This is a genomic window from uncultured Bifidobacterium sp., from assembly GCF_945269915.1.
GTDB lineage: Bacteria > Actinomycetota > Actinomycetes > Actinomycetales > Bifidobacteriaceae > Bombiscardovia > Bombiscardovia indica.
The window spans coordinates 25,702-42,965 of record NZ_CALYOY010000007.1 but is presented as its reverse complement, the minus strand read 5'-3'; the positions used below and the strand labels follow the sequence as shown (position 1 = coordinate 42,965).

Here is a 17,264-nt window from a genome sequence, read left to right as displayed (position 1 = left end):
GGGAAATCATGGAGTGGACATAAGCTTGCACCATGACCAATCCCCAGGACCAGCCGGAACCAGAATCCCAGGACCAGACGAATGATGACCGGGGGGAGGACCACAAGCCCCACGAGGCACTGACCGTCTTCTATGAGCGGCTGAGGCACTCCATTGATGCGGATGAGCTGCATGAATTCGCCCGACGACCCCTGCCCGACAGGGCGGACCAGGCGGCCTTCTCCCGGTTCACGGCACTCCTGGAGGCCGTGGCAGGCAACGGCCACACCCCGGTCGAGGATAGGATCTTCCTGGCCGAGACCATGCCCTTCCCCAACATCCTGGTCAAGCTTTCCCAGGATGCCGATCCGAAGGTGCGTCGGGCGGTGGCTGCCAACCGGGATGACAAGAACTGGCTGGTGGGCCTCCTCACCAAGGACGAGGACCCACAGGTCAGGGCAGCGGCCCTCCTCAACCCCATGACCTCATGGAAGATGCGCCTGGAGGGTGCCCAGGACCCGGCGACCGATCCGGACACCCTGGATTACCTGGCTGGGTTGGGGGTCTCAGAGGAGAAGGACGGACCGATGATTCTGGCCTCCATGGTTCGCAGGGCCGTGGCCCTGAACCCCACCACCCCTGAAGAGACCATCAGAACCCTGGCCCGGGATGACCGTGTCGAGGTCGCCCATGCGGCCCAGGAGCGATTGGGCCGGTAATGTTCGACTCGCGTTTTGACGAACGGGGCTAAGGCGTTACAATTATGGATTGTTGTGTTTCCCTAAGGGGTCCTCAAAGCGCTTTTCCCACTCGCCGTCTAGGACTTTCAGGGAGCCCACGGATAATATGGCCTCTCGCCGGCATGGCAGCATGCAGAGCGGGGAGCCCGAAACACAATGCAAGGAAAAGGTTGAATCGTGAAGACTTTCACCCCGAAACCAGCCGATCTGACTCATGACTGGTATGTAGTCGACGCCACCGATGTGGTGCTGGGCCGTCTGGCCACCCAGGTGGCGGACCTTCTGCGTGGCAAGAACAAGCCCACTTTCGCGCCCCATGCCGATTCGGGCAATAACGTCATCGTCATCAACGCGGCCAGGATCGCCCTGACCGGCGACAAGAACGACAAGGTGCTCTACACCCACTCCGGTCGTCCTGGCGGTCTGCGTCGTGACTCCTATGGCGAGCTGCTCCAGCACAATCCCGAGCGGATCATCACCACCGCAGTCAAGGGCATGCTTCCCAAGAACAAGCTGGCCAAGGTCCAGCTGACCCGCCTGCGTGTCTTCGCGGGTGAGGAGTATCCCCACACCTCCCAGAAGCCCGTTCCCTACGAGATCCACCAGGTCTCTCAGCAGGCCAAGTAGAACCAGAGGAGATAGATCATCATGGCTGAAAACAACAACAGCTCCGCGGTTCTCGAGTCCGAGGAGACCGCAGCTTCCTACACTTCGGAGACCAACGCCGGTGCCGGCACCGGAACCTCCGCCATCGAGCCGGGCTACGGCACCGGCCGCCGCAAGGAGGCCGTCGCCCGTGTGCGACTGGTCCCCGGATCCGGCAAGTGGACCATCAACGGGCACACCCTGGAGGAGTATTTCCCCAGCCGTCTGCACCAGCGCGAGGTCAACTCGCCGATCGTCCTGCTCAAGCTCGAGAACAGGTTCGACATCATCGTCCGCGTCGACGGCGGCGGCGTGACCGGCCAGGCAGGCGCAATCCGCCTGGGTGTGGCCCGCGCCCTGAACGCCATCGACCGTGACGCCAACCGTCCCGCCCTGAAGAAGGCCGGATTCCTGACCCGCGACGCCCGCGTCGTGGAGCGCAAGAAGGCCGGTCTGCACAAGGCACGTCGCGCTCCTCAGTTCTCCAAGCGCTGACCGGCAGGTCACCCCTTACGAACCCGCGGCCTTCGGGCCGCGGGTTTTGTATGTTCGGACCCGTCTCGGTGCGTCTCAGATCCCGGGTGTCCCAATACGAGCAGTGGTTGGAACCGAACGTGAAACTGAACGGAAACTGTTACGTATTAACCAGAAACGGAACGATTCCCCACACGACACGCTACAAACGAACGTCGCCACTCTCAGGGCCGATTTGGTAGCCCCTCTTCGCTATATTGTGACCTTGATCACCATACCGGCGTTGCTGTATGGCTGGTAGACATAGGGTCGTCCGGTTTTCCGGATACCTGACAACTGCTCATTAAGGGGGGCATGTGGTCTCGGACAAGAAGAATATGCACACCAATACGGGGGCTTCCGCCAAGCGGGAGAAAGCTGCGACGGTCAGCCCCGATAAGGAGGTTGATGCCCTGGTGACCAGGGCACAGGCTGCCCTGGAGAAATTTGAGGAGCTCAATCAAACCCAGGTCGACCGGATCGTCGCCAAGGCCTCCATCGCCGCCCTCAACAAGCATCTGGTCCTGGCCAAGCTGGCCGTCGAGGAGACCGGGCGAGGCCTGGTCGAAGACAAGGCCACCAAGAACATCTTCGCCTGCGAGCATGTGACCAACCACCTCGCCAAGCAGCGTACGGTCGGCGTCATCAACGAGAACGACGTGGACGGCATCATCGAGGTGGCCGAGCCGGTTGGTGTGGTGGCCGGTGTCACCCCGGTGACCAACCCGACCTCCACGGCCATCTTCAAGTCCCTGATCGCCCTGAAGACCCGCTGCCCGATCGTCTTCGGCTTCCATCCCTTCGCTCAGAAATGCTCCGTGGAGGCCGCCAGGATCGTCCGTGACGCGGCCATTGAGGCCGGTGCCCCCGAGGATTGCATCCAGTGGATCGAGCACCCCTCCGTCGAGGCCACCGGGGCCCTGATGAAGCACCCGGGTGTGGCCACCATCCTGGCCACCGGCGGCCCCGGCATGGTCAAGGCCGCCTACTCCTCCGGCAAGCCCGCCCTGGGCGTCGGCGCCGGCAATGCCCCCGCCTACGTCGACAAGGACGTGTGCGTGCCCAGGGCGGTCAACGACCTGATTCTCTCCAAGCACTTCGATTACGGCATGATCTGCGCCACCGAGCAGGCCATCATCGCCCACCAGGACGTTTACGACCGGGTGGTGGACGAGATGAAGCGCCGCCGTGCCTACTTCGTCAACAAGGAGGAGAAGGCCAAGCTGGAGCAGTACATGTTCGGAGTCACCGCCTACGCCGGCAAGGACGCCCCCGCTCCCAAGCTGAACTCGGTGGTTCCCGGTAAATCGCCCCAGTTCATCGCCCATGAGGCCGGCTTCGAGGTCCCCGAGGATGTGACCATCCTGGCGGCCGAATGCCAGGAGGTCGGCGAGATGGAACCCCTGACCCTGGAGAAGCTTGCCCCGGTACAGGCCGTCCTCAGGGCCGGCAACAAGGAGGAAGCCTTCACCATGTGTGAGCAGATGCTCCACTTCGGTGCCGGTCATACAGCCGCCATCCACACCGACAACGAGAAACTGGTGCGTGAGTTCGGCCTGCGCATGCACGCCTGCAGGATCGTCTGGAACCAGCCCAGCTCCCTGGGTGGGATCGGTGACATCTACAATTCCATCGCCCCCTCCCTGACCCTGGGCTGCGGCTCCTATGGCGGAAACTCCGTGGCTGGTAACGTCCAGGCGGTCAATCTGATCAACGTCAAGCGCATAGCTCGGAGGAACAACAACATGCAGTGGTTCAAGGTGCCGCCCAAGACCTACTTCGAGCCGAATTCCGTGCGGTACCTGCGTGACATGTTCGGCATCCACCGCGCCGTCATCGTCTGCGACAAGGTCATGGAGCAGCTGGGCATCATCGACAAGATCATCGATCAGCTGCGGGCGCGCCCCGAGTCCGTCACCTTCAGGATCATCGACTACGTGGAGCCCGAGCCCAGCGTCGAGACCGTGGAGCGTGGAGCCGAGATGATGCGTGACGAGTTCGGTCCCGACACCATCATCGCCGTGGGCGGCGGCAGCCCCATGGACGCGGCCAAGATCATGTGGCTCCTCTATGAGCACCCGGAGATCTCCTTCGCCGACGTGCGCGAGAAGTTCTTCGACATCCGCAAGAGGGCCTTCAAGATCCCGCCGCTGGGAACCAAGGCCAAGTTGGTCTGCATCCCCACCTCCTCGGGCACCGGCTCCGAGGTGACCCCCTTCGCGGTCATCACCGACCACAAGACCGGCTACAAGTACCCGATCACCGATTACGCCCTGACCCCCAGTGTGGCCATCGTGGACCCGGTCCTGGCCCGGACCCAGCCCAAGCGCCTGGCCTCGGATTCCGGTTTCGACGCCCTGACCCACTGCATGGAGGCCTTCGTCTCGGTCTACGCCAACGACTACACGGACGCCATGGCCCTGAGGGCCGCCAAGCTGATTTGGGACAACCTGGCGGTTTCGGTCGGCACCGAGGGCGGCAGGACCAAGATCCGGGCCCAGGAGAAGATGCACAACGCGGCCACCATGGCCGGCATGGCCTTCGGGTCGGCCTTCCTGGGCATGTGCCACGGCATGGCCCATACCATCGGCGCCCTCTGCCACATCGCCCATGGCCGGACCAACTCCATCCTCCTGCCCTACGTGATCCGCTACAACGGGCAGATTCCTCAGGAGCCCACCTCCTGGCCCAAATACAGCGAGTACATCGCCGCCGAGCGCTACCAGGAGCTGGCCCACGTCCTGGGCATCGAGTCCTCCTCGCCCGAGGAGGGTGTGGAACTCCTGGCCCAGGCCGTCGAGGACTACCGTGACCAGAAGCTGGGCATGGACAGGTCCTTCCAGGCCGCCGGTGTGAACGAGGACTACTTCTGGAGCGTCCTGGACCAGATCGGCATGCGTGCCTACGAAGACCAGTGCACCCCGGCCAACCCCCGGATCCCCCTGATCGAGGACATGAAGGACATCGCCATCGCCGCCTACTACGGCGTCCCCCAGGAGGAGGGACACCGTCTGCGTGTCAGCAGGGAGGGCGAGGCGGCCACCGAAGAGGCCTCACAGCGCATCTGACCTGCCCAGTGCATGATCGACCGGCCGGTCTCTCCACCGAGAGTGAACTCCCGGTGGAGAGACCGGCCTTGCCATGCCCAAAGCCATGGTACGGACGGGCTCCGGGGTCAAAGCCCGTGCGACACGCCCGGATTATGCTAGGGGTACCCTCGTGGTTAAATAAGGAAGTTGCCTGTTTTGGGCTCGCACATTTGTAATTCACAATAGCGGGTGCAGCACGGGAACCTACCCCACTGGGTTCCTGTTGGCTGTGCATGGATGCGGTTTTGGCTTGCCGGGTGGAAAACCCGCTGAGTCCCGGCCCTCGATGCCCTTGCAACAGGTTGGATAACCAGTTATATAGATCGCTAGAAAGGGCGGACGGCAATGGCGGGACAGAAAATCCGCATCAGGCTAAAGTCCTATGACCATGAGGTCATCGACCAATCGGCGAAGAAAATCGTCGAGACGGTGACGAACGCGGGCGCAACGGTTGTTGGCCCCGTTCCGCTGCCGACTGAGAAGAACGTGTATGTCGTCATCCGTTCTCCTCACAAGTACAAGGACTCCCGCGAGCACTTCGAGATGCGCACCCACAAGCGCCTGATCGACATCGTGGATCCCACGCCCAAGGCGGTGGATTCGCTGATGCACATCGATCTGCCGGCGGACGTCAACATCGAAATCAAGCTGTAAGGGAGGAGGAAACCGTATGGCTGAAGAGCAGAGGAACCGAAAGGCTCTCCTGGGCCGCAAGCTGGGCATGTCCCAGGTCTGGGATGAGAACGGCTTCTTCGTCCCGGTGACCCTGGTGGATGTCTCCACCAACGTGGTGACCGCGGTCAAGAACGAGGAAAAGGACGGCTACCAGGCCATCCAGATCGGCTACGGCCAGATCGACCCCACCAAGGTGACCAGGCCCCTGGCAGGTCATTTCGCCAAGGCCGGTGTGACCCCGCGCCGCCACCTGGTAGAGGTGCGCACCGGTGACGCCGAGAGCTACCAGCCCGGCCAGGAGCTCGGTCTGGACCTGCTGCCCGAGGGCAGCGAGGTCGATGTGACCGGCACCACCAAGGGCAAGGGCTTCGCGGGCACCATCAAGCGCTGGGGCTTCAAGTCCTACCGCCGTACCCACGGTTCGCACAAGAACGAACGTCGTCCCGGTTCCGTGGGCGCATGCGCAACCCCCAGCCGCATCCTCAAGGGAAAGCGGATGGCCGGCCGCATGGGTCACGACACCTCGACGGTCCAGAACCTGACCATCGTCTCCGCGGATGCCGAGAAGGGCGTCATCGCCATCAAGGGTGCCGTCCCCGGCCCCCGCGGCGCCATCGTCCTGGTCCGTTCGGCAGTGAAGGGAGCCTGAAATCATGGCTAAGCTGACTCTGAACATCACGGACGCCACGGGCAAGGCAGCCGGCAAGGTTGAGGCCCCCGAGAACATCTTCGGCATCGCCGAGGATGAGGTCCAGGCCCATGTGCCCCTGATCCACCAGGTCGTCGTGGCCCAGCTGGCCGCGGCCCGCCAGGGCACCCACTCGGTCAAGACCCGTTCCACCATCTCCGGTGGCGGTCGCAAGCCTTGGAAGCAGAAGGGCACGGGCCGTGCTCGTCAGGGCTCCATCCGCGCCCCCCAGTGGGCCGGTGGTGCCGTGGTCCATGGACCCCAGCCCCGCGACTACTCCCAGCGCACCCCCAAGAAGATGAAGGCTGCGGCACTGCGCTACATCCTCTCCGACAGGGCCAATGCAGGGCGCATCCACGTGGTTGATTTCGGCATCGGTGAGACCCCGTCCACCAAGGCCGCCAAGGCGGCACTCCTGCCCCTGGTCGAGAACCGCTTCACGACCATCGTGCTCTCCCGTGAGAACATCAACGAGTGGCTCTCCGTGAGGAACCTGCCCACCGTGCATGTCCTCTTCGCCGATCAGCTCAACACCTACGACGTGGTCACCGCCGAGGATGTCGTCTTCAGCAAGGACGGCTTCGACGCCTTCCTGGCTTCCAGGGGCGACACCAAGTCCGAGACCGTCAAGGAGGCCTGATTCACATGGCAGCAATCCACAAGCCCGCGCACGACATCATCCTGCGCCCGGTCGTCTCCGAGAAGAGCTATGCCAACTCGGACCGCGGCCAGTACACCTTCGTGGTGGATCCTTCCGCCAACAAGGTGGCCATCAAGCAGGCCATCGAGCAGATCTTCAATGTGAAGGTCACGTCGGTCAACACCCTGAACCGCAAGGGCAAGCGCACCCGTACCCGTACCGGATACGGCCAGCGTGCCAGCGAGAAGCGGGCCATCGTCAAGGTGGCCGAGGGGCAGTCGATCGATGTCTTCGGTAGTGGTAACTGAAGGCTAGCCGAGAAAAGTTAAGGAAGAACTACATTATGGCTATCCGTACATATAAGCCGACGACCGCGGGCCGTCGCAACGCATCGGTTTCGGACTTCGCCGAAATCACGCGCTCCAAGCCCGAGAAGTCGCTGGTTCGCAAGCTCAGCAAGACCGGTGGACGCAACTCCTACGGTCGGGTCACCAGCCGTCATCGCGGTGGTGGCCACAAGCGCCAGTACCGTCTCATCGACTTCCGTCGCTGGGACAAGGACGGCGTGCCCGCCAAGGTTGCCGAGATCGAGTACGATCCCAACCGCTCGGCACGCATCGCCCTCCTGCACTTCGCAGACGGTGAGAAGCGCTACATCATTGCTCCTCAGGGCATCAAGCAGGGTGACGCCATCGAGACCGGTCCCAAGGCCGATATCAAACCGGGCAACAACCTGCCCCTGCGCAACATCCCGACCGGCACCATCGTCCACGCCATCGAGCTGAGGCCACTTGGCGGTGCCAAGATCGCCCGCTCCGCCGGTGCGGCCGTTCAGCTGGTCGCCAAGGACGGTGCATACGCCCAGCTGCGTATGCCCTCGGGTGAGATTCGCAACGTCGACGCCCGCTGCCGCGCTACCGTCGGTGAGGTCGGCAACTCCGACCACGCCAACATCCAGCTCGGCAAGGCCGGTCGTGCACGTTGGCTCGGTCGCCGACCGATCACCCGTGGTGAGTCCATGAACCCCGTCGACCACCCGCATGGTGGACGCACTCGTGGTGGCAAGCCGCCAGTGTCTCCTTGGGGCAAGGGCGAGGTCCGTACGCGCAGGCCCAAGAAGGCATCCAACAAGATGATCGTGCGCCGCCGTCCAAATGGTAAGAACCGCAAGTAAGGGAGTGCCGAACAGATGACTCGTAGCATCAAGAAGGGCCCATTCGTCGACGCCCACTTGCAGAAGAAAGTCGACGAGCAGAACGAAAAGGGCACCAAGAACGTCATCAAGACCTGGTCCCGTCGTTCCATGATCACCCCGGACTTCATCGGGCACACTTTCGCTGTGCACGATGGCCGCAAGCATGTCCCGGTCTTCGTCACCGAGGCCATGGTCGGCCACAAGCTCGGCGAGTTCGCCCCCACCCGGACCTTCAGGGGTCACGTGAAGGACGACAAGAAAGCACGCCGCTGAGGCGAGGGAGAGTAGAGACACATGGAAGCTAAGGCAATTGCACGTCACGTCCGCGTGACGCCGCGCAAGGCTCGCCGCGTCGTCGACCTCATCCGAGGCAAGCAGGCGACCGAGGCCGTGACCATTCTGAAGTTCGCCCCCCAGGATGCGGCCATTCCGGTCCGCAAGTGCCTGGAGAGCGCCATCGCCAACGCCCGTGTCAAGGCGGACAAGGCCAATGAGCCTTTCCGTGAGAACGAGCTCGTGGTTCGTGAGACCTATGTGGACGAAGGCACCACCCTGAAGAGGTTCCGTGCCCGCGCCCAGGGTCGTGCGGCCCGCATCAACAAGCGGACCAGCCACATCACCGTCGTGGTGGCCGACAAGGAAGGAGCCCGGTAATGGGGCAGAAAATCAACCCGTTTGGGTACCGACTCGGCATCACCGAAGAGCACCGCAGCAAGTGGTACTCCGACTCCCACAAGCCGGGGGAGCGCTACAGCGACTTCGTGCTTGAGGACGACAGGATCCGCAAGGAGATGAACAAGGATCTGGAGCGCGCCGGCGTTTCCAAGATCGTCATCGAGCGGACCCGTGACCGGGTGCGCGTCGACATCCACACCGCCAGGCCGGGCATCGTCATCGGCCGTCGCGGTGCCGAGGCCGAGCGCGTCCGCGCCAAGCTGGAGAAGATCACCGGCAAGCAGGTTCAGCTGAACATCTTCGAGGTCAAGAACGCCTCGATCGATGCCCAGCTGGTCGCCCAGGGCATCGCCGAGCAGCTGACCAACCGCGTCACCTTCCGTCGTGCCATGCGCAAGGCCCAGCAGGACGCCATGCGCGCCGGGGCCAAGGGCATCAGGATCAAGCTCTCCGGCCGCCTGGGTGGAGCCGAAATGAGCCGTTCGGAGTTCTACCGCGAGGGCCGTGTACCCCTGCAGACCCTCCGCGCCCTGATCGATTACGGCTTCTTCGAGGCAAGGACCACCTACGGTCGCATCGGCGTCAAGGTCTGGATCTACAAGGGCGACATGACCGAGCGTGAGTTCGAGGAGCAGCAGGCTCAGCAGAACAACCGTCCCGGTCGTCGGGGGGACCGTCGTCCCCGCCGTGGTGCCCGCCCCGCCGAGGGTCGCACCCGTCGCGAGCAGGACGCAGCCCAGGAGAACAGCGGTGTGGCGACTCCGCCGGCGGCAGCTGAGGAACAGACCGCAGCGGCCCCCGTCGCAACGGAAGCAAAGGAGTGAGCTGTGCTTATCCCAAAGAGGACTAAATACCGCAAGCAGCATCGTCCCGGTCGTTCGGGCATGTCCAAGGGCGGCAACGAGATCGCCTTCGGCGATTTTGGCATTCAGGCCCTGGCTCCGGCTTACCTGACCAACCGTCAGATAGAGGCTGCCCGTATCGCCATGACCCGCTACATCAAGCGTGGCGGTCGTGTCTGGATCACGGTCTTCCCCGATCGGCCCCTGACCAAGCACGCCCTCGGTTCCCGAATGGGTTCCGGCAAGGGGGCGCCCGAGTTCTGGGTGGCCAATGTCCGTCCCGGCAGGGTGCTCTTCGAAATCGGCGGCGTCTCGGAGGATGTGGCCCGTGAGGCCCTCCGTCGTGCAGTCGACAAGCTCCCCATGAAGTGCCGGATTATTGCACGTGAAGGCGGTGACATCTGATGTCAGTCGGAACAGCCGAATATTCCATCAAGAATCTGAACGAGAAGACCGATGCGGAGATCGAGGACTTCCTGAAGAAGTCGAAGGAAGAACTCTTCAACCTGCGCTTCCAGTCCGCCACGGGCCAGCTGGAGAACACCTCCCGCCTCAAGGCCGTCAAGCACGACATCGCCAGGATGTACACGGTGCTGCGCGAGCGCGAACTGGGCATCAGCCAGGCGCCCTCCGAAGCAGAGGCCGATAGCAAAGCTGAGGAGAAGTAAGCATGGCTGACAAGCAGGAGCGCAACTTCCGCAAGGTACGCACCGGATATGTCGTCTCCGACGGTATGGACAAGACCATCACCGTCGAGCTGGAGCAGCGTTCGACCCACCCCCTGTACGGCAAGGTCGTCCGCAGCAACCGCAAGGTCAAGGCGCATGATGAAAAGAACGAGGCGCATGTTGGCGACTTCGTGAGTATCATGGAGACTCGGCCTCTGAGCAAGACCAAGCGCTGGCGTCTCGACTCCATCGTCGAGCGCGCCAAGTAACAAGTTCGGCCAGGCTCCGCATCCATCCGTCCTCGGGCAGGGTGTCTGCGGAGAACCAGCGCGGCTAAGGAGAATCAATGATTCAGCAGGAATCGCGGCTTCATATCGCCGACAACACGGGTGCCAAGGAGATTCTGGCCATCCGCGTGCTCGGCGGGTCGAAGCGTCGCTATGCCGGCATTGGCGACGTCATCGTCGCCACCGTCAAGGATGCCATTCCCGGCGGGTCGGTCAAGAAGGGCGAGGTCGTCAAGGCGGTCGTCGTCCGCACAGTCAAGGAGCACCGTCGTCCCGACGGCTCCTACATCAAGTTCGACGAGAACGCGGCGGTCATTCTGGGTAATGGCCGTGAACCCCGCGGCACTCGTATCTTCGGGCCGGTCGGTCGTGAACTGCGCGACAAGCGCTTCATGAAGATCGTGTCCCTCGCACCGGAGGTGATCTGAGATGGTGGCCAAGATCAAGACAGGCGACCAGGTCAAGGTCATCCGCGGCAAGGATCGCGGCAAGGAGGGCAAGGTCCTCAGGATCCTCCCCAACGACCGTCTGATCGTCGAGGGTGTCCAGATCGTCAAGAAGCACGTCAAGGCGACCCAGCAGGGCCAGGAGTCGGGCATCGTCCCCACCGAGGCCCCGATTCATCGCTCCAACGTGATGGTGATCGACCCCGAGACCAAGAAGCCGACCCGTATCGGCGTCAACATCAAGGAGGAGGCGCGTGACGGCAAGGTCAAGACCGTGCGCACCCGCTTCGCGAAGAAGTCAGGCAAGGAGCTGTCATGAGCGATACAACCGTTGAAGCACCGGCAGTCCCTCGTTTGAAGCAGCAGTACAGCGAGCAGATCGTGCCCGAGCTGGAGAAGGAGTTCAGCTTCTCCAACCCCATGCAGGTCCCCAAGATCGAGAAGATCGTGGTCTCCATGGGTGTGGGTGCCGCGGCTCGGGACTCCAAGCTGATCGAGGGTGCGGTCAAGGACCTGACGGCCATCACCGGCCAGAAGCCCAAGATCACCAAGGCCAAGAAGTCGGTGGCTCAGTTCCACCTGCGTGAAGGCCAGGCCATCGGCGCCTACGTCACCCTGCGCGGCGTGCGCATGTGGGAGTTCCTGGACCGTCTGCTGACCCTGGCCCTGCCCCGTATCCGCGATTTCCGCGGCATCAGCGACCGTCAGTTCGACGGTCAGGGCAACTACAACTTCGGTCTCACGGAGCAGTCCATGTTCCACGAGATCGATCCCGATCAGATCGATCACCAGCGTGGTATGGATATCACCGTGGTGACCTCCACCAAGAACGATCAGGAGGCCAGGGCACTGCTCAAGCAGCTCGGCTTCCCCTTCAAGGAGAACTGATATGGCAAAAACCGCTCTGAGAAACAAGGCGGCACGCAAGCCGAAGTTCAAGGTGCGTGGCTACACGCGCTGCCAGGTCTGCGGTCGTCCTCATTCCGTCTATCGCAAGTTCGGCCTGTGCCGCATCTGCCTTCGAGAGAAGGCCCACCGCGGCGAGCTGCCCGGAGTTACGAAGTCCAGTTGGTAAAGATCGACGCTGAAGGTCCGCGGTCGCAGCAGGAATCTGCACGGCGGCGGAAACCACGGCGAGGAAGGGCATAAGCCCACATGACAATGACAGATCCCATCGCAGACATGCTCACACGTCTGCGCAATGCGAGTGCGGCCAAGCATGAAACAGTCGACATGCCGTACTCCAAATTCAAGGCGAACATCGCGCAGATTCTCAAGCGCGAAGGCTTCATCGCCGATTACCGCGCCAAGGAGGCGCGCGTCGGGCAGGATCTGGAGATCACGCTCAAGTACGGTCCCGATGGCCGCCAGTCCATTCAGGGAATCAAGCGTGTCTCCAAGCCCGGTCTGCGTCGGTACACCAAGTCGGATTCCCTGCCCATGCCCTTGGGCGGGCTGGGAATCGCCATCATCTCGACCAGCTCGGGACTGATGACCCAGAAGGAATGCCTCGACCGGGGCATTGGTGGCGAGATCGTCGCCTACGTGTGGTGAGAAAGGAGAGCTGAACATGGCATCGCATATTGGTAAGCTCCCCATCGCCGTACCGGCGGGTGTGGAGGTGTCCATCAGGGGCCAGGAATTCACGGCCAAGGGTCCAAAGGGTTCAGACAGCTACACCATCCCCGACGGGGTGGTCGGCAAGGTCGAGGACAACCAGATCATCATGACCCCCGTCGATGATGAGCGTCCCACCCGGGCCAAGCATGGCCTGAGCCGCTCGATCGTGGCTTCCATGGTCGAGGGTGTCTCCAAAGGATACAACAAGCACCTGCTGATCGTGGGTACCGGTTACCGCGTGGTGGCCAAGGGCAAGGGCCTGGAGTTCTCTCTGGGTTACTCGCACACCATCACCGTGAACCCCCCGGAGGGCATCACGTTCGAGACCCCGAACGCCAACGAGGTCATCGTTTCCGGTATCGACAAGCAGGCCGTCGGCCAGGCAGCGGCCAACATCCGCCGCCTGCGCGCCCCCGAACCCTACAAGGGCAAGGGCATCAAGTACGCCGATGAGCACATCATGCGCAAGGCCGGAAAGGCTGGTAAGTGATATGACAGTCACGATTCTAGGTAAAGGCAAGAAGGTCGCCCGCCTGCGTCGTCACGCCCGTCTGCGCAAGCACGTGGTGGGAACCGCCGAGCGCCCTCGCCTGGTGGTCACCCGTACCAACCGCAACATGATCGCCCAGATAGTCGATGACTCCAAGGGGGTCACCCTGGTCAGCGAATCGACGATGGCCTCGGACTACTCCTCCTTCAAGGGGACCAAGACCGAAGCCGCCCGCAAGGTGGGCGAACAGATTGCAGCCAAGGCCAAGGATGCCGGCATCACCGCCGTCGTCTTCGACCGTGGCGGCAACAAGTACCATGGCAGGGTCGCAGCGGTTGCGGAAGGCGCCCGAGAGGGAGGTTTGGCACTGTGAGCGACAATGAGAACACGAAGGAAGCAACCCAGGTGACTGTAGATTCCAAGAACACTCAGTCCGGCCGGGGTGGCAGGAACGACCGGAACGATGATCGCCGTGGCGGTCGTCGCGGCGGCTCCCACGATGGCCGTCGTGACGGTCGCCGTGGTCGTCGCGATCGCGACGACCGCCGTGGTGACGAGCTCCTGGACAAGGTCGTGACCATCAACCGTGTGTCCAAGGTCCACAAGGGTGGACGTACTTTCAGCTTTGCGGCTTTGGTGGTCGTGGGCGATGGCAAGGGCACCGTCGGGGTCGGCTACGGCAAGTCCCGTGAGGTTCCTGCTGCCATCTCCAAGGGCCAGCTGGACGCCAAGAAGCACATGTTCACGGTTCCCCGCATCCGCGGCACCGTCACCCACCCGGTGATCGGCCATGATGCGGCAGGCACCGTCCTCCTGAGGCCTGCGGCCCCCGGTACCGGCGTTATCGCCGGTGGCCCGGTCCGCGCCGTCCTGGAGTGCGCCGGCATCACCGACATCCTCAGCAAGTCCATGGGATCCGCAACGGCCGTCAACATGGTCCGCGCCACTGTGGATGCACTCAAGCAGCTGGAGGAACCCGAGGAGATCGCGGCCCGCCGTGGTCTGCCCCTGGAAGAGGTCGCTCCCGACTCCCTGCTCCGTGCCCGCGCAGCCGGCATCGCCGAGGCCCGTAAGGAGCGTGAAGAGGCCAAGGAAAAGGCCAACGATGACGCTAAGGCAGGTGAGTGATGGCCAAGCAGATCAAGATCACACTGACCAAGGGCCTGGTGCATTCGACTGCACGCCAGAAGGAAAACGTCAAGTCCCTTGGTTTGCACAAGATCGGGCAGTCCGTCATCCGTGAGGATACGCCCGTCTACAGGGGCATGGCCAATAAGGTCCGCCACCTGGTCACCGTAGAGGAGGCTGACTGACAATGGCTAGCGAGAAGCAAGAGCCTACGATCCTGCAGATGCACGATCTGCGTCCGGCTCCCGGAGCCAAGCGCGACCGCATCCGTGTGGGCCGAGGCGAAGGGTCCAAGGGCAAGACCTCGGGCCGTGGCATGAAGGGTACCAAGGCGCGTTACCAGGTGCGTCCAGGATTCGAAGGCGGCCAGCTGCCTCTGTACATGAGGCTGCCCAAGTTGCGCGGATTCCGCAGCCCGTTCAAGAAGCAGTATCAGGTCGTCAACCTTGGGGCACTGAGCGAGCTCTTCCCCAAGGGCGGCGAGATCACCGTCGACGACCTGGTCAAGGGCGGAGCGGTCCGCAAGGGTTACCCGGTCAAGGTCCTCGGGGAAGGTGAGGCCAAGACGGCCTTCACCCTCAAGGGCATGAAGGCCTCGGCCTCTGCCAGGAGCAAGATCGAGGCTGCAGGCGGGTCCATCTCCGAAGACTGAGTATCGGAGGGACTGACCTGCACGGCAGGACATGGTTCATCGGCCCTCCCCGTCTCACGGGCGAGGGCCGATTCCAGATTCGACCAAGGTTGACAGACCCATCGGTTATGCTGGTCGGAGCACAAGGATGAGCGCGGCTTATGGAGAACTCAGGCGCGGTAGGGAAGGAACTTAGGTGAGGACGTTAATCCAGGCCTTCAGAACCAAGGAGCTGAGGAACAAGATCCTCTTCGTCTTTGGTATCATCATCATCTACCGGATCGGTTCATTCATACCGACCCCCGGAGTGGATTACCCCGCTGTGCAGAAGTGCATCACCACAGCCGGCAATGAGGACTTCATAGGCCTGGTCAACCTGTTCTCCGGTGGCGCACTCCTCCAGCTCTCCATTTTCGCACTGGGCATCATGCCCTACATCACGGCATCCATCGTCGTTCAGCTGCTGCGTGTGGTCATCCCTCGGTTCGAGGCCCTGCACAAGGAGGGCCAGTCGGGTGAGGCCAAGCTCACCGAGTACACCAGGTATCTGACCATCGGCCTGGCCATCCTCCAGTCCACCACCATCCTGGTCACCGCCAGGTCCGGCGCCCTCTTCAATGGGGCATGCCAGAGCCAGGTCATCCCCGACAGCTCGGTCTGGAACCTGATCGTCATGGTCCTGATCATGACCGGCGGCACCGGCCTGATCATGTGGATGGCCGAGCTCATCACCGACAAGGGTATCGGCAATGGTATGTCGGTCCTGATCTTCACCTCCATCTGCTCCGGATTCCTGCCGCAGCTTTGGAACATCGGCTGGGGCACCAACGGCAAGAACGGCGACTGGACCAAGTTCGGCATCGTAGTGGCTGTCCTGGTCTTCATCCTGATCTTCGTGGACTTCGTGGAGCTGGCCCAGCGCCGTATCCCGGTCCAGTACACCAGGCGCATGATCGGCAGGAAGATGTATGGCGGATCATCCACCTACCTTCCCCTGAAGATCAACATGTCCGGCGTCATCCCACCCATCTTCGCCTCGTCCATTCTGGCCATCCCCACCCTGATCGCCCAGTTCGGCAAGTCCGATCAGAACTGGGTCAAGTGGATCGACGCGAATCTGGCCGACACCACCTCGGTCTGGTACATCGTCCTGTACTCGGTCATGATCGTCTTCTTCTGCTTCTTCTACACCTCGATCACCTTCAACCCGGACGAGACAGCAGACAACATGAAGGAATACGGTGGCTTCATCCCCGGTGTCAGGGCCGGACGTGCCACCAGCCAGTATCTGAACTATGTCATGAACAGGCTGAATACCGTGGGTGCCATCTACCTGCTCTTCGTGGCCCTGATTCCCACCGTCCTGATCATGCTGCTCAAGATCAATTCCAAGCTGCCCTTCGGAGGCACCACCATCCTGATCATCGCGGGCGTCGGTCTGGACACCCTGCGCCAGGCCAAGGCACAGACCGAACAATTCCAGTACACCGGTTTCCTCCTGGAAGGTGACCACAAGGAGGGCTGAACCCTCCGACCGGGTCCCCCTCGGGAGGATTCGACCACAGACTCTGAAAGGTCTGGCCAGCGGTTTCGTACGGTCCGTTGACCAGACCTTCTTGAATTCGGGAACCGGTCCGCCCTCTTGGACCGGGCAATCACTAGCATACGTAGGTGAGGGTTCCGGCGGACGATTCGCTGAGGACCGGAAAAGCAAGGAATCAAGCAAAGGACAAGGAATGGCACAGCGACTGTTGATCATGGGACCTCAGGGAGTCGGAAAGGGCACGCAGGCGGCCCTGCTCAGCAAGCATTACGGGATTCCGGCCATCTCCACCGGTGACATCTTCCGGTACAACCTGAAGAACGGGACCGATCTGGGCAAACAGGCCAAGGCCTATACCGACAAGGGTGAACTGGTGCCCGACGAGCTGACCAACAAGATCGTCAAGGACCGCCTGGGCATGGATGACGCCTCCCATGGATGGATCCTGGACGGGTACCCTCGTTCCGCCACCCAGGTCGAGGCCCTGGACCAGATGCTCCAGGAGTTGGGCACCCCACTGACGGCCGTGGTGGCCCTGGACGCGGACCACGACATCCTTATGCAACGCATCGCCAAGAGGGCCGAGGAGGAGGGTCGTGCCGACGACACCCCTGAGGCCATCGCCAAGCGTCTGGACATCTATGCCAAGGAGACCGCACCCCTCCTGGACACCTACAGGTCACGGGGTCTCCTGGTGGCCGTGGACGGTCAGGGGGAGGTCGACCAGATCTCCAAGGCAATCGTCGACGAGCTGGACAGGCGCTGAAGGC

At 62.4% G+C, this 17,264-nt stretch carries 27 protein-coding genes; all 27 read left to right on the top strand.

All coding sequences use genetic code 11. The features are described 5' to 3' along the window. Positions 1-32 precede the first annotated feature (32 nt). The 27 genes from Q0K62_RS02420 to Q0K62_RS02290 all read left to right on the top strand — a co-directional run bounded on the left by Q0K62_RS02420 (position 33) and on the right by Q0K62_RS02290 (position 17,260). On the top strand, positions 33-698 hold the full coding sequence (locus Q0K62_RS02420) for an AbrB family transcriptional regulator (RefSeq protein WP_297316387.1): 666 nt from the start codon (positions 33-35) through the stop codon (positions 696-698). Positions 699-896: 198 nt separating this feature from the next. After that, complete coding sequence (rplM, locus tag Q0K62_RS02415) at positions 897-1,346, top strand: 50S ribosomal protein L13 (RefSeq protein ID WP_297316386.1); 450 nt, start codon at positions 897-899, stop codon at positions 1,344-1,346. Positions 1,347-1,367: 21 nt separating this feature from the next. After that, complete coding sequence (gene rpsI, locus Q0K62_RS02410) at positions 1,368-1,859, top strand: 30S ribosomal protein S9 (protein WP_297316385.1); 492 nt, start codon at positions 1,368-1,370, stop codon at positions 1,857-1,859. 356 nt (positions 1,860-2,215) lie between these two features. Beyond that, complete coding sequence (gene adhE / locus Q0K62_RS02405) at positions 2,216-4,945, top strand: bifunctional acetaldehyde-CoA/alcohol dehydrogenase (protein WP_297316384.1); 2,730 nt, start codon at positions 2,216-2,218, stop codon at positions 4,943-4,945. 366 nt (positions 4,946-5,311) lie between these two features. Next, the gene (rpsJ, locus tag Q0K62_RS02400) at positions 5,312-5,620 is read left to right on the top strand and encodes a 30S ribosomal protein S10 (protein WP_006295278.1); all 309 of its coding nucleotides are present in this window, start codon (positions 5,312-5,314) and stop codon (positions 5,618-5,620) included. 16 nt (positions 5,621-5,636) lie between these two features. Next, positions 5,637-6,290, top strand: a complete 654-nt coding sequence (gene rplC, locus Q0K62_RS02395; protein WP_297316383.1) for a 50S ribosomal protein L3 — start codon at positions 5,637-5,639, stop codon at positions 6,288-6,290. A gap of 4 nt (positions 6,291-6,294) precedes the next feature. Continuing rightward, positions 6,295-6,969, top strand: coding sequence for a 50S ribosomal protein L4 (gene rplD / locus Q0K62_RS02390; RefSeq protein ID WP_297316382.1), 675 nt, complete (start codon positions 6,295-6,297; stop codon positions 6,967-6,969). A gap of 5 nt (positions 6,970-6,974) precedes the next feature. Continuing rightward, complete coding sequence (gene rplW, locus Q0K62_RS02385; protein WP_297316381.1) at positions 6,975-7,277, top strand: 50S ribosomal protein L23; 303 nt, start codon at positions 6,975-6,977, stop codon at positions 7,275-7,277. A gap of 35 nt (positions 7,278-7,312) precedes the next feature. After that, complete coding sequence (rplB, locus tag Q0K62_RS02380) at positions 7,313-8,143, top strand: 50S ribosomal protein L2 (protein WP_297316380.1); 831 nt, start codon at positions 7,313-7,315, stop codon at positions 8,141-8,143. Positions 8,144-8,158: 15 nt separating this feature from the next. Next, on the top strand, positions 8,159-8,437 hold the full coding sequence (gene rpsS, locus Q0K62_RS02375; protein WP_015022355.1) for a 30S ribosomal protein S19: 279 nt from the start codon (positions 8,159-8,161) through the stop codon (positions 8,435-8,437). Positions 8,438-8,458: 21 nt separating this feature from the next. Then, the gene (rplV, locus tag Q0K62_RS02370; protein ID WP_297316379.1) at positions 8,459-8,818 is read left to right on the top strand and encodes a 50S ribosomal protein L22; all 360 of its coding nucleotides are present in this window, start codon (positions 8,459-8,461) and stop codon (positions 8,816-8,818) included. Continuing rightward, positions 8,818-9,663 (top strand): 30S ribosomal protein S3, encoded by an 846-nt coding sequence (gene rpsC, locus Q0K62_RS02365; protein ID WP_297316378.1) that lies wholly within the window; start codon positions 8,818-8,820, stop codon positions 9,661-9,663. Before rplV ends, rpsC begins: the two co-directional genes overlap by 1 nt. Positions 9,664-9,666: 3 nt before the next feature. Further along, positions 9,667-10,086 (top strand): 50S ribosomal protein L16, encoded by a 420-nt coding sequence (rplP, locus tag Q0K62_RS02360; protein WP_297316377.1) that lies wholly within the window; start codon positions 9,667-9,669, stop codon positions 10,084-10,086. Continuing rightward, positions 10,086-10,349, top strand: a complete 264-nt coding sequence (gene rpmC / locus Q0K62_RS02355; protein ID WP_297316376.1) for a 50S ribosomal protein L29 — start codon at positions 10,086-10,088, stop codon at positions 10,347-10,349. Before rplP ends, rpmC begins: the two co-directional genes overlap by 1 nt. Before the next feature lie 2 nt (positions 10,350-10,351). Continuing rightward, entirely contained in the window at positions 10,352-10,618 is a 267-nt protein-coding gene (gene rpsQ / locus Q0K62_RS02350; RefSeq protein ID WP_033490658.1) for a 30S ribosomal protein S17, read from the top strand. Between the two features lie 77 nt (positions 10,619-10,695). After that, complete coding sequence (gene rplN, locus Q0K62_RS02345) at positions 10,696-11,064, top strand: 50S ribosomal protein L14 (protein WP_297316375.1); 369 nt, start codon at positions 10,696-10,698, stop codon at positions 11,062-11,064. A 1-nt stretch (position 11,065) separates the two neighbouring features. Continuing rightward, a complete protein-coding gene (gene rplX / locus Q0K62_RS02340) occupies positions 11,066-11,401 on the top strand; it encodes a 50S ribosomal protein L24 (RefSeq protein ID WP_297316374.1) in 336 nt (111 codons plus the stop codon). Next, positions 11,398-11,970 (top strand): 50S ribosomal protein L5, encoded by a 573-nt coding sequence (rplE, locus tag Q0K62_RS02335; RefSeq protein ID WP_297316373.1) that lies wholly within the window; start codon positions 11,398-11,400, stop codon positions 11,968-11,970. The genes rplX and rplE overlap by 4 nt, the downstream gene beginning before the upstream one ends. Before the next feature lies 1 nt (position 11,971). Continuing rightward, positions 11,972-12,157 carry a type Z 30S ribosomal protein S14 gene (locus Q0K62_RS02330; protein WP_015022346.1) on the top strand — a complete coding sequence of 62 codons (186 nt, stop codon included), beginning with the start codon at positions 11,972-11,974 and terminating at the stop codon, positions 12,155-12,157. A gap of 80 nt (positions 12,158-12,237) precedes the next feature. Continuing rightward, a complete protein-coding gene (rpsH, locus tag Q0K62_RS02325; protein ID WP_220236261.1) occupies positions 12,238-12,636 on the top strand; it encodes a 30S ribosomal protein S8 in 399 nt (132 codons plus the stop codon). A 16-nt stretch (positions 12,637-12,652) separates the two neighbouring features. After that, positions 12,653-13,192 (top strand): 50S ribosomal protein L6, encoded by a 540-nt coding sequence (rplF, locus tag Q0K62_RS02320; RefSeq protein WP_297316372.1) that lies wholly within the window; start codon positions 12,653-12,655, stop codon positions 13,190-13,192. 1 nt (position 13,193) lies between these two features. Beyond that, positions 13,194-13,565, top strand: a complete 372-nt coding sequence (gene rplR / locus Q0K62_RS02315) for a 50S ribosomal protein L18 (RefSeq protein ID WP_297316371.1) — start codon at positions 13,194-13,196, stop codon at positions 13,563-13,565. Continuing rightward, on the top strand, positions 13,562-14,320 hold the full coding sequence (gene rpsE / locus Q0K62_RS02310) for a 30S ribosomal protein S5 (protein WP_297316370.1): 759 nt from the start codon (positions 13,562-13,564) through the stop codon (positions 14,318-14,320). Before rplR ends, rpsE begins: the two co-directional genes overlap by 4 nt. After that, a complete protein-coding gene (gene rpmD, locus Q0K62_RS02305; RefSeq protein ID WP_297316369.1) occupies positions 14,320-14,505 on the top strand; it encodes a 50S ribosomal protein L30 in 186 nt (61 codons plus the stop codon). The genes rpsE and rpmD overlap by 1 nt, the downstream gene beginning before the upstream one ends. A gap of 2 nt (positions 14,506-14,507) precedes the next feature. Beyond that, the gene (gene rplO, locus Q0K62_RS02300; protein WP_297316368.1) at positions 14,508-14,972 is read left to right on the top strand and encodes a 50S ribosomal protein L15; all 465 of its coding nucleotides are present in this window, start codon (positions 14,508-14,510) and stop codon (positions 14,970-14,972) included. Positions 14,973-15,147: 175 nt separating this feature from the next. Next, entirely contained in the window at positions 15,148-16,476 is a 1,329-nt protein-coding gene (gene secY / locus Q0K62_RS02295; protein WP_297316367.1) for a preprotein translocase subunit SecY, read from the top strand. Positions 16,477-16,687: 211 nt separating this feature from the next. Further along, the gene (locus Q0K62_RS02290) at positions 16,688-17,260 is read left to right on the top strand and encodes an adenylate kinase (RefSeq protein WP_297316366.1); all 573 of its coding nucleotides are present in this window, start codon (positions 16,688-16,690) and stop codon (positions 17,258-17,260) included. The last annotated feature ends 4 nt before the right edge of the window (positions 17,261-17,264 follow it).